9 protein-coding genes are annotated in these 12,852 nt (G+C 33.0%); 6 read left to right on the plus strand and 3 right to left on the minus strand.

Annotated elements, in window-relative coordinates; all coding sequences use genetic code 11:
• Positions 1-51 precede the first annotated feature (51 nt).
• Positions 52-405: a hypothetical protein gene (locus C6368_RS01695; protein ID WP_159038369.1), complete on the minus strand. Its 354-nt coding sequence runs from the start codon at positions 403-405 to the stop codon at positions 52-54.
• A gap of 505 nt (positions 406-910) precedes the next feature.
• Between C6368_RS01695 and C6368_RS01700 the strand changes: the two genes are divergently transcribed.
• The 3 genes from C6368_RS01700 to C6368_RS01710 all read left to right on the plus strand — a co-directional run bounded on the left by C6368_RS01700 (position 911) and on the right by C6368_RS01710 (position 3,873).
• Positions 911-1,120, plus strand: coding sequence for an addiction module protein (locus C6368_RS01700; RefSeq protein WP_107037450.1), 210 nt, complete (start codon positions 911-913; stop codon positions 1,118-1,120).
• A 646-nt stretch (positions 1,121-1,766) separates the two neighbouring features.
• Complete coding sequence (locus C6368_RS01705; protein ID WP_159038370.1) at positions 1,767-2,438, plus strand: phosphoglycolate phosphatase; 672 nt, start codon at positions 1,767-1,769, stop codon at positions 2,436-2,438.
• A 1-nt stretch (position 2,439) separates the two neighbouring features.
• Positions 2,440-3,873 (plus strand): FAD-dependent monooxygenase, encoded by a 1,434-nt coding sequence (locus tag C6368_RS01710; RefSeq protein WP_159038371.1) that lies wholly within the window; start codon positions 2,440-2,442, stop codon positions 3,871-3,873.
• A 436-nt stretch (positions 3,874-4,309) separates the two neighbouring features.
• On the opposite strand, the gene C6368_RS01715 is transcribed toward C6368_RS01710, so the two are convergent.
• On the minus strand, positions 4,310-4,897 hold the full coding sequence (locus tag C6368_RS01715; RefSeq protein ID WP_107037453.1) for a J domain-containing protein: 588 nt from the start codon (positions 4,895-4,897) through the stop codon (positions 4,310-4,312).
• A 418-nt stretch (positions 4,898-5,315) separates the two neighbouring features.
• Between C6368_RS01715 and C6368_RS01720 the strand changes: the two genes are divergently transcribed.
• Complete coding sequence (locus C6368_RS01720) at positions 5,316-7,046, plus strand: hypothetical protein (protein ID WP_159038372.1); 1,731 nt, start codon at positions 5,316-5,318, stop codon at positions 7,044-7,046.
• A 110-nt stretch (positions 7,047-7,156) separates the two neighbouring features.
• On the plus strand, positions 7,157-8,158 hold the full coding sequence (locus tag C6368_RS01725) for a fibrobacter succinogenes major paralogous domain-containing protein (protein ID WP_159038373.1): 1,002 nt from the start codon (positions 7,157-7,159) through the stop codon (positions 8,156-8,158).
• A gap of 79 nt (positions 8,159-8,237) precedes the next feature.
• Here the strand turns inward: C6368_RS01725 and C6368_RS01730 are convergent, their stop codons facing one another.
• Positions 8,238-11,147: a T9SS type A sorting domain-containing protein gene (locus C6368_RS01730; RefSeq protein WP_159038374.1), complete on the minus strand. Its 2,910-nt coding sequence runs from the start codon at positions 11,145-11,147 to the stop codon at positions 8,238-8,240.
• Positions 11,148-11,399: 252 nt separating this feature from the next.
• Between C6368_RS01730 and C6368_RS01735 the strand changes: the two genes are divergently transcribed.
• Positions 11,400-12,410, plus strand: a complete 1,011-nt coding sequence (locus C6368_RS01735) for a medium chain dehydrogenase/reductase family protein (protein ID WP_107037457.1) — start codon at positions 11,400-11,402, stop codon at positions 12,408-12,410.
• Positions 12,411-12,852 lie beyond the last annotated feature (442 nt).

The following is a 12,852-nucleotide window of genomic DNA, read 5'->3' on the forward strand; positions in this document are numbered from 1 at the left end:
GTATGGAAACCCAAGGCCACGAGAAAGCGAATATCTAATAGGTAGCGTGGGTTAATTAATCTTTTTTCCATTAAGTTCTATTAACTTCCGCTTGTCATAAAGTTGCTTCCTTTGAATTTCATTATTCGAAATCTGATAAACGGCATATCTATAGTCTCCAAGGTAGGATTCCCACTCACTTCCAAAAGGTTCAATATCTTGCCCAAAATTAGTGCTGTCAATACCCCAACCTTCCTTATATAAAGTTATAGTTATTGATTTCTCTTTAAGCGCTTCTTTGACAACCATACTATCAATTACATTCTTTTTTTCGTATAAATTATCACCTGTTACGATAAAAAACAGATGTTCTGAACTATTTATATTACATTTCTCATAAAATTTCGAAGGAAACTGGATTAACATATTTTTCTCACTCTTACATGAAAAAAGTACAACTGTTATAAGGATTAAAATAAATTTATACATATTAAAAACTACCTTTTATTGTGATAGGGATAACTAAATCATTTTTCATGGGCTCATACCTTCTTTGATACTGTAAAACCCAAAATACGGCAAGGGGAGAAAACATTCCTCGACCTCGCTACGGCGAGATTATTCTCGTGGTAGTATGAATCCTAGCTTCTACCAAAGTTAAAACTATAACTATTTTCAGATATTTACCAACACTACTCCATATAAAATTCCTTTCTCCCCGCTAAAATCAATAACACTGCTGTATGAATAATCTTTTGGTCGAAAAACATAAACTTGCGCTGTCTGGTTCATTTACATTTCTAAAGTAAGTGTTTTTTCTTGTCAAATATTAATTAATCACTTTTTTAATTTGCATTTATTTGCATTATATTTGTTTAATAATGTGATGGTAGGATTTTATTCTAAAAGCAATTACTAAATTAATAACATCATGAAAGAAATTACATTAAAAGTTCCCGATACAAAATTAAACTTCTTTATGGAACTCGTTAATCAGCTTGGTTTAGAGATTAAGAATGATGAAGTAAATATTCCTTTAGAACAGCAACAAGAAGTTCAAAGACGATTAGAACTTTTACAAGAAGGAAAAATGAAAACTAGAAGCTGGAGTGAAGCCAAACAAGATATTTTTAAACCATAATTGAATATTCTTTATCTATTTCAGAAGCCGCTGAGCTAGATATCCGAGACGCCTTTCTTTGGTATGAAGATCAAAAAGATAATCTAGGCCTAAACTTTGAAAAACACATCTCCAAAACCATCCAAAACATTCAGAAAACCCGCTGAAGATTCAAATTCGTTACAATCAAACCAGAGTGGCATTTTTAAATAAATTCCCTTACGGTGTGCATTTTAACATCAACGAAAATGAAATAATTATTATTGCCGTTTTTCATACTTCGCAAAGCCCGAAGATGTGGAATAAAAGTTAAGCCACGTCCTCGAAAAAACTTCATCAATATTCTTGGCAGCCCTTTAGGACTCTTTTATGGATTTTAAATCAAAACAAAATTAGAATTAGCGCATCCCCCACAAACGAGATGAAACCTCTCTCAAGTGGGTTCTAACTCTCACCTCTTTTGCTCTTGAGCAAAAGCAATTCATCTGGTACGGACGTTTTGTAAAACGTCCACCCACACCAGATAATGGAATTGCATATTATTCAAAAAAATGATTTCTACTAGTTTTTTTCTTTTTTAAGAACCCTATCTATTCCTCAATAATTCCCGATAAGAAACCACACGCTAACCTCAATAAATCCTTATCTTTGCAGTAAAACAAGTATTGTGAATTTCAAGGACAAAGAACTTATTATTTTCGATTTTGATGGAACACTCATAAACAGTATTCCAGATCTTACATCAGCTATCAACAAAATGTTGTCGCATTACAGCTTGTCTGCTTTAACCATTGAGCAAGTGACTCCTTTTATCGGAAATGGCGCAAAACCTTTGGTGAAAAGATCTTTAGAAGCATCGGTGAATCAGAATAGTGAAATAAAAATAGAGTTTGATGAAGCGTTCGACATTTATTTGTCAGCGTACAATGAAATAACGTGCGAAGATACTTTCATGTATCCTGGCGTTCTTGAAACCTTAAACTACCTTGATCAAAAAGGAGTTAAAATGGCAATTTGCACAAATAAGCCTTTCAAATTTATCGAACCTATTTTAGATACTTTAAAAATTAAACATTTCTTTAAATCTTGGGTTGGAGAAGATTCTTTGGCCGAGAAAAAACCAAATGCTTTACCGCTTGTTCACTTAGTAAATACGCTAAATTCATCAATTGAAAGAAGTATTATGATTGGAGATTCAAAAAATGATATTCTCGCTGCTCAAAATGCTAAAATGGAAAGTATTGGTGTGAGTTATGGATATAATTATAATGAAAAAATCTCTGATTACCACCCAACTTTAGTTGTCGATGATTTTGCCGATTTACAAAACTATTTCTAAAATGGATAAAATTTATAATGTAGGTGTCATTGGAGGTGGTGTTTCGGGCGTTGTTACCGCGTTAGAATTGGCTAAATACGGAATTGATACTGTTTTGTTCGAACAAGAAAATAGTGTTGTGAACGGTCCGCCTTTCTGTCATTTGCATGCCGGTGGAAATCTTTATCCTGATATTTCTGATGAACAATGCCGTTTGCTGATGAAACAATCCATTGAAATGGCGCGCTTATTTCCGCAATCTATCGATAAAAGACCTACGTTTATTAGTATTCCAAAATCACAAAAATATGATGTTGATATGATTCAGCATCGTTTAGATATGCTGGTTGAATACTACAAAACTTTAATTGATGAAGATCCGTTAAATGAAATTCTCGGAACTCCAGAAAATTATTATAAAACATATTCAAAAGAAGATTTAATTGAGTTAGCAAAGCAACCAACAGTTGATATCCCGAGTACTCCAGACCAATGGATCACTAATGCGATTAAATTTATTGATTACGAAAAATTGAAAACTCCAATTACTTTAGTTCAAGAATATGGATGGAATCAGTTTAGATTAGGAGCTCAAGCACAACTGGCCTTAAATAAATCGGAAAAGTGTCTTTTAAAAACGAATACTGAGGTAAAGCTAATTAAAGACGTTCGCAATGAAAATGTCGACTACAATTGGGAAATCCATACAGAATATGAAGTTTTTAAGGTCAATTATTTAGTCAATTCTTGTGGATTTAAAACAGGAAAATTCGACGAGTCTCTTCACATCAATTCGGGTAGACTAATTGAATTTAAAGCAGCCTATGTTTCAAAATGGCAGCCTATCTCTGGTTTAATTCCTGAGTTGATCTTCCATGGAGAACGCGGTACGCCTAACGGAATGGTACAATTAACTCCCTACAGTCAAGATTATTATCAAATTCACGGGATGACCCAAAATATCACCCTATTCAAGGATGGATTAATACATTCTAATGATGATGAAGCACAACCAGAATTTAATGATGACATCAATCAAAAATTGTTTCGTGGTTGGGAATCGGATGATATAAAAACGAGAACAGAAAATGCAATTGACTCCGTTTCCAAGTTCGTTCCATCTTTTACAAATGCGACGGTTGGCGGTCCTCCCCTTTTTGGAGCCCAACAAATTCCTGGTGATGACGCAACTTTAAGGGTTGGCGAAGTAAGTTTTCCATATAAATCTTATGCAAGAAGCGAAATCGTGAAGGCTTCTTCAGCATTAACTGTGGCCAATCAGATTTTAGATAAAATTCAAGAAGAGAAAATTGTTCCTTTTATTTCAAAAAGAATTATCCAAAATTCATTACTCGAAGCTGTTTCTAAAAATGAAATTGATGAACTTTCAGCGGAATTAGCTATAGAACGTGGTTATCCAGAAGCGATGTCGAGGTTGATTATAGAACGAAATTAAAATTAAGAATTGAGCAATTACGAATGAGTTTAAGTTCAAATGTATTTCATTACGAATCACTTTCAAAATTCTCAAATTTATCTTTTTCTTTTGGGGCTGCCCTATTCAATTCTTTAACCAAAATAGCTCCATTTAAAAAGCAAATACAAAGAATTGAATAGGTCGGGTCATTCGCTATATCTTTTTATTTCCGCGAGTTTTCAACTCGTGATAATAAAAAGGATGCCGCTGCTACCCCTTAGCCGAGATTTAAGCTTGACAGAAAACTGTTCCCTCAAATTTCATTAATGAAATTTCCCTGCCATAGTACGGACGCTTTGCAAAGCGTCCATACAAGGCAACCGCTTTTTCGTTTGCGAAAAAGAAGGAAAAGATTCCTCATACATCTTTTAATAACATTTTTTTCTTAAACATTATGAACTTCAACCCAACCAACCTATCCATTATTTTTTGGTTTTCCAACAATCACATATTTCACAAAATACTCATACAAATATATCAATCCAATTAAGCTGAAAATGTAGACAAATGCTAGAAAATAGATGCTTAAATTTTGACCCCATTCATCAGAGTTTGGTCCATACAACACCCTACCTAAACGAACGAAGGCAACCATCAAAATCGCTCCTGCTATTATAGTAAATAAAGTTTTCAAAGCGACAGAAAGTATGGAATAACGAAACAATTGATCTCTTTTGTATTGTTGGTAATTCATTTTCGAATGGGCTTGTGCCCTACTATTTCCTTTTCTCGTTCTACGGTTTACATCTTGCTGATATTTTTGCTTGACCCTTGGATTCGCTCGCTGCATACGTTGCATCTTAAGCAATCTGTCATAAGCCAAACGCGTTTTTCTATCAGACAAACAACTATATGCAACTTCAATTTCAATAAATTTATCTTTCGCGTTTTCCGATGAATTTAAATCTGGATGGTATTGTTTGGCTAGTTTTCTGAAAGCTTTTTTTATTTCAGATGAATCTGCATTTTCCGATATTTCTAATGTTGTGTAGTATGTGGACATGAAATAAATAATTCAAAATAACAAACCTACTAAATATTTCACTACCTAATTTCAATCAGGTTAAGAATTAACCGTCCATACGGACGGTTTTCAAACCGTCCCCAGCAAACCAACCTTTCCCTCAAATTTCATTAATGAAATTTCCCTGCCGTAGTACGGACGCTTTGCAAAGCGTCCGTACAAGGCAACCGCTTTTTCCTATGCGAAAACAAGGGAAATCTAAACTCCATCTTTAGATTGTATGCTACTTAATTCATTTTTTTTGGACGACTCAATTCTAGCCTTTTTTCATTCAATTATAAAATTAGTCTTACTTAAAAATATTACTTTTACAACCCTTGAATAAAGAAAATATTGATATTCTTCTTTGAAAGAATCCAAACTTTTAAATTCACTCCATAAATTAAAACAATTGAGTTTGTTAAAAAATAAATTCATATCCCCATCTAATATTTGTCTGATTATAATTTCAGTATCAGCAATTTTGTTCTCAATTCACGGGGGATTAACGGATATGAATGGAAATAATCGAAACACTATTTCTAGTGATGGCCTTGGATATTATAACTATTTACCTTCTATCTTTATTCATGACGACTTTTCAGATAAGTTCGAAAATAGCACATTCATTTTACCTTTGAATGACAGTACAGCCTATAATAAATACTTTTCAGGTACTGCTGTACTCATTAGTCCTTTTTTTGCTGCAGGCCATTTATCAGCCTATCTTTTCGGATATGAACAGAATGGATTTTCTATTCCGTATCAAACTTCTGTCGCATTTGCAGGATTATTCTATCTATTTCTAGGATTGCATTTTCTTCGGAAATTATTAAAGTCATATAATTTTTCAGAATTCTCTATTTCTGCAACATTACTTTTATTATTCTTTGGAACAAATTTGCTGTCATATAGCACTTTGAGTCCTTCTATGTCCCATGTTTACTCCTTTTCATTAATTTCAGTCGGACTTTATTTGGCAAGGAGTTATTGGGTTTCAAATGAAAGTAAAACCAAAAATCTGATTGCTTTTAGCATTGTTTTAGCCCTGATTGTCTTGATTCGTCCAATTAATGGTTGCGTTCTATTCCTTTTCCCCTTTCTTTCAAACAATTACATTCAATGGAAAAATGAATGGAAATCAATCCTCGGCGATAGAAGCACTTATTTTTCTGCCATTATTTTTATTGCAATTCTGTTTGTTCAACCCTATTTGTGGTATTTACAAACTGGTCAATGGTTTATTTGGAGTTATGCTGGTGAAGGTTTTAACTTTTCGGAACCTAGAATCACAGATGTGCTCTTTAGTTTTAGAAAAGGTTGGTGGATTTATACTCCATTGATGATTATTTCTACAATTGGATTATTCTTCTGGTTCAAAAAGAATGTTTTTTTAGCAATTGGTCTTAGTTTCTTCGTTTTATTTTTCATTTATATAACGAGTAGTTGGTGGAATTGGTATTATGGATCCTCATTCGGACAACGACCTTTTATCGATATATATGGAATTATGGCATTGGGCTTGGCTGTTCTTTTGGATCATTTCACTAATTGGAAAAAATATGTTTTGCTTTCCCTTGGTGTCATTTTTTCTGCTTTAAACCTAGTCCAAACTTACCAATATGAAAATCAAATTTTGTCTCCAGATTTTATGACAAAAGAGAAATATGAATTTGTTTTCTTAGAAACAGACGAGTCTTTTAAAGACATTTTTGGTGGTTATTCTGATATTGAGCCTTTCAATGCAGAACTAAAATCAGTATATCATCATAAAGTTGAAAATTTCGATTGTAAAAATGTAGAATATTGTGGTATTCCAAAGAAGAATATTGACACCTATGAAAGTCAAGGTTTGTGGTTAGAAGTGAATGTAAAATGGGAAACTTTTGAAAAACTTAGCCCAGATAGTGTTCTCTTGGTTGTTCAATTAGCAAATCAAGAAAAGAGTATTTCATATTTTACAGCAGGGTTAACACCAGTTCCTAGAAATAAAGCAAATTTAGTTGAGGATGAAAATTATACTTTCCACTTCAAAGAATACCGCGAAGATAATTGTGATGTATCTATTTTTATATGGAATAGATCTTTGTCAGACTTTAAAATAAATTCAATCGACGCCGAAATTTCAACAATTAATTTCAATGATTAACTCCTTGCGAAACTGTAGCGTAATTATATAGAAGAAAATCAAATTCAATCAATAATTATTGATAAAAAACACTGTAATTGAATCTCATGTTTTTTAACTATTTTAGTAACATGAAAAAATTATCACTACTGATATTAGTTATTTTTGCATTCACCTCTTGCAATAAAGAGGGAGTTAAAATTGATGATTCCATTTCTTTTTCAGATGTAAAAACTCAATTCTACTCTGATATTATTGTTATTATAGAATATGATGTAACCGTAGAAGGAAATCCTATTTTTCGAGAAAGTGGAACAATTATTACCGTTGATCCTGAAGTTTCATATTTTAATCATAAGGTTAAGAATGAAGAGGAGTTTAAAGAAAACGTGAGCATAAATTTGAGTGTAGAGGCTGAAACGCAATATTATGTAAGACCTTATGTTATTACTTTTGAAGATACTGTTTATGGAGATGTCCAATCCTTTATGTCTGGCTCATATTTTAAAGATGGAAATGGCGTTTCTGATGCTTCAGGAAATAATTATGAGACTATAATTCTTGGAAATCAAGAATGGATGGCTGAAAATTTGAAAAGTTCTCAATACTGTAATGGAGATTCAATTCCATTCTCGGTGAATGACACCATCTATTTTGAACGCTATAACGAAGCACAGTCAGTGTATTATGACTATGACACAAGCAACTTCAACACTTATGGCATGATGTACTCCGGTTATGCCATTTTAGATAGTAGAAATATCTGCCCATGTGGTTGGAGTGTGCCAACAAGCTATGATTGGGATGAATTATTTACGTATTTAGGGAATAACAAGTTTGTTGGAGGAAAAATGAAATCAACGGGTGTCTTAGAAGACGGAACTGGCTTATGGGAAAGTCCAAATGGTTTAGCTAATAATCTATCTGGATTTACAGCTCTCCCTGGAGGATACCAAGTAAGTCCTAGTTCTTTTTATGGAAAAAATTCCTACGGAAACTTCACTTTTATAAACGCAAATGAATCACAACCCTTTGTACAAATGATTTCAATTGATTATATACGTGGCCAAATACATGTTTTAAATAATAATAACAGCAGCGGAATGTATGTAAGGTGTATAAAAGATGCTTAACTGGCATGAATAATTGAAATCGACATAACGCAAATATAATTTAGTTATACTATTTAATTAATGATTTTAGTCAAAAGAATTATAGCTTAATCAGTTTAGCTGTTTTACTTTCATCTTCGCCATATAAATTGATAAAGTAAACACCTTTTCTTTGACCAGTTAAATCTATCTTTAAAAAGTTCTGATCTAGGACTTTTCCTTCTTGAATTAATTGACCCATGGCGTTGACAATTTTATAGTTTTCAAAATCAAACTCCATATCCTGAAAATTAATTTCGAATGTAGATGTGAAAGGGTTAGGATATACATTTAAGTTTAGGTTTTCATCAACATTTCTAACATCCATTGGTCGAATTGTTTGTGGAGTTAAAACCCAATCATCAATTTCAAATTTTAATACAGAAAGAACTGGTGAATATCTCCAGGTATCGGAAATTGGATATTCACTATCTGCCGAAAAACTTGGACCAGTTAAAACAAAAAAGCCATCCTTAACATCAAAAGATGCCTCCCAAGCTCTTTGATTGATCAACTTCTTCCCTTTATATTCTCCATCTAAGCTATACCGTTGAATCATGGTGTTTTTAGTTTCAAAATCTTCACCCATAAAGTAGATGTAGTTTTCGTCTTTCTTTACTTGCAGTGGTACCATTCCTTGGTTGTCCGTTGTAACATTTGCCCTCAATACTCTATTTTGTTTTTGATCATAAATCAAGGTATATTCTGAGACTTCGAAGCACTCATTCCCTATCTCATTTTGAAATTCATATATATCAGTCTGAATTACACCACTTGAAAGTCCTTTTACTAATACTTTTCCGTCATTCAGTTGTGTTGCCACACCATTATAGTGCAGGCTGTTTCCCGAGATTACCAACCTTTGTTTTTCATTACCATCAAAATCATAAACAATTAATACACCTCCCCAACTATCAGTGGCACATGACCAACTCCTATTTTGAGAACAATAAACAAGAATTTCCTTGGTTTCTTTATTCAGTTCTATACTTCTAATATCACCAATAAAATCACTCCAATTGGTTAAAACATTTTTGGCCCATATAAAATTACCTTCATCATCATATTTTGCTAAAAAACTTTGATGTGTCCAATCACTTAACAGTATAGTGTCGTTTAAATCAAGTTCATAATCATTGTATTTTCCAGACATATAAAAATTGTCTTCACCATCAACCTCAACTTTAAAAAATTCAGGGTCATCTGTAAATGTTGTTTTATACAAGATTTTAATATCTGTGACGTCACCAGTTTCACTGTCTAGTTTTGCCCAATACCTGTTAGATTCACTTAGCGCTAGGGTATCAGAATCAAAATAACCTTCGTTGTATAAAACTCCATAAACATGAACATTTCCTTCACTATCCAATGAAAACTGATCATAATCAGAAAAGAGTTTGTAATAACTTCCTATTCCTTTCATCCACTGAAGTTCGCCATACTTGTCATATTTGGCATAAACATCTGATATTCTATTTTTAACACGTGATTTGCTCGCTAAATCATAATAAATATTATCCTCACGCAAACCTCCGTATTGATTATTTGTAAAACTAACATAGGTTGCCCCTGCATTATCAATAATTGTGTTTTGAGATCGTAAATTGTCTGCATATTCCACACATACTCTACCCTCATGATCAAATCCAATTTCTGTGTACCACGTTTCTGAATCAAAAGATCTGTTGGTGGGTTGAGGGTTTACAACAGCGTTCCATTTCCACCTATAAACTTTACTTAATTCTGATTGTGAATTTTGAGTTATGTAATAAATATAATCATCATAAGGAAGTATCCTTACCCTTGAAGAGTTGAATTCAGGTGCTTTACTCAATGATACCAGGGAATCAGGTCTTACTTCATAGAGGTAAACACTTTCATCATTACCATTACTTAAAAAAGCATATGATTTATTATCATGTTCGAAAAACGCTGTGTTATAACTCGGAGTGCCTCCTATACTGCAATATCGAAAAGGTACGCTAGAAAATTCCCCTTCATTTAAATCTTTGATCAATTCTATTGAATCATTCTGATTTACAACACCTAACTCTATTCCTAAATCGTGGTCAACAATACTATAAATTTTATTCCGTCCCGACTCAAGTGAATAGGAATGATTTTTATTTAACAACTCACTTTTCAGCTTCATCTCAGCCCCAATAATCAAACTATCATTTACAAATTCTCCTTTAAAAAAACCACCTGAATAACCTTCTGTTCTAACGTTACACTCATTATTTGAGGTAGGATGAATCTCTTGAATATTATTTGCAGTAATTGTTGAAGTCTCAAATGTATTTCTGTTAATCCTTACGACATGAACTGAGTCTGAGTTAAAATTATTTCGTACGTACCAATTTAAAGTGTCACTCGTTGGTACTAAATAGGGGTCATATACATACTGATAGCTATCATTTGCCAAAATGGTTTTAACTCCATTATGATCCAATAAAATCACATTACCAATCGAAGGAGTAAAGTGTTCTATAAACAAAAGTCCTTCTTCAAAGACATTAATGAACCTCAAATCTCCAGTACTTTGATATAATGTATCTTGTTCTTGAGTATGGGTATTAAATTTAAAAAGTATTTCCCTGTATTCTTTTTCAACTTCGTAAAATAAGTTTTCGTTGTGTTGATAAAAACTCCTTAGATAATCTGGATTATCATGTGATAGGATTTGACTTACCTCCTGATCTGCATTGCACATGTGCAACTCTAAGACATCAGGGTGATCATCAATGACGAAGAAATATAAATTTTCATTTATTTCATAAAATTTAGAAGAAACCGATTCATAACCGAAATCTTTAACCAATTTCGGAACACGTTCATCTTCATTTAACACATAGAGTTGTCTGCGATAATTTCTCGATGCGTAATACAAATTAGATTGCATCTTTACTACAGATACATTTGAATAACTATCGTAAAAATCACCTCGTTTATCATAGGGTATTTCTCCCATGAACTCAAATTGTGAAAATAGGGAGCTCGAGAATAAAAACAATGTACAAATCAAAGTTGCACATTGTTGTAAATAGATTTTTTTCAGAGTAGTCATTTTATAAAAATATAGAATTTAATTTTTTAAAACTATAAATCTTAAATTAAAACTAAAATCAGTTAAAAAGCTCAACAACTATTTGAACTATGAACCAGGTATAATCTTAACAATCTCCCCCGCACCATTCCTATCAAATCCGCTATATTTACATCCATGGAATACAAAAAGATAATCATCTCAGAATTTGGTGGTCCTGAAGTTTTAAAAGTAGTTACCGAACCAAAACTTCCCGAACCCAAAGAAGGCCAAGTTCGTGTAAAGGTTTCTGTTACAAGCGCTGCTTTTACTGACACACTCATTCGACGAGGAATTTATTTAGGAATCAAAAACAAACCTCCATTTTCTCCTGGATATGATCTTATTGGAACAGTTGATAAACTCGGAGAAGGAGTAACAGATTTCCAAGTCGGTCAAAAAATTGCTGAGCTGACGGTAATTGGAGCATACACAGAATATATTTGCTTGGATGTAAAAACTCTTGTTCCTGTCCCAGATAATTTAGAGGATTCAGAGAGTGTGAGCTTGGTACTCTCCTATATAACGGCCTACCAAATGCTTCATCGTTCCGCAAAAGTCAAAAATGGTCAAACGATACTAATTCATGCTTGCTCCGGTGCCGTTGGAATTGCCATACTTCAACTTGGACAATTGATGAACCTAAAAATGTATGGTACAGCATCCAAATCAAAGCACGATTTTATCAAACAATATGGCGCTATTCCTATCGATTATAAAAACGAAGACTTCCTTGAAGTTTTAAAAAAGGAAGAACCAAATGGTATCGATGCTGTTTTTGATCCAATTGGAGGAAGTTATTTTCCGCGTTCCTTAAAAGTACTCAAGAAAAAAGGAACTTTGGTTGGTTTTGGTTATCAGAATTCTGCCAATGGAAAAGATGGAAATGTTGTGCTGGACTTCTTTAAAATTCTATTTTGGAACATACTTCCCTGGAAACCTTCTGCTAAATTTTACATCATTAGTGAATTGCACAAAAAACATCCAGATTGGTTTAAAGAAGATATGTCTCAACTTTTAAATCTATTGAAAGATGGAAAAATCAAACCAGAAATAGGATTAACGCTCCCATTAAGTGAAGCTGTTAAGGCCCATAAACTGGTTGAAGAAGGTGAAATCAAAGGAAAGATTGTTTTGAAAGTGGGGTAATGCAACCAAACACATCGAACAGAAGTTTTGTAAAACATCCCTTTTGCAATGACATTTTCGGATACAAAATAGAAAAAAGAACCAAGGCTTCATGGTCTTGTTTTTTTTGCTGCATTTTTTTTTCGATTCATGAAATCAAACATATTAGACCAAAATCAGCCTTTCCTCAAATTTCAATAAGAAAATTGCCTTATGTACATTCCCGTGTTTTGACCTTTTTGCATTTAAAAAAAAGTGTTAGTAAAAATTTTTAACCCTAACAGGCACTATTACAATCTGGTAATCAAACCTGTACGATAAATACTGGGATTCTAGGCTTGTTTTTCAATTCTCAAGGGACATTTTCAAGAGAAAATTATTATGTTTGCGCGCATCAAACCTAGGATATCTACTTAATTATTTATCCTACTAAAAACTACTATAATGAACAAAACAAGAGCTC

The organism is Brumimicrobium mesophilum, assembly GCF_003025005.1.
In the GTDB taxonomy this organism is placed as follows: Bacteria; Bacteroidota; Bacteroidia; order Flavobacteriales_D; family Crocinitomicaceae; genus Brumimicrobium; species Brumimicrobium mesophilum.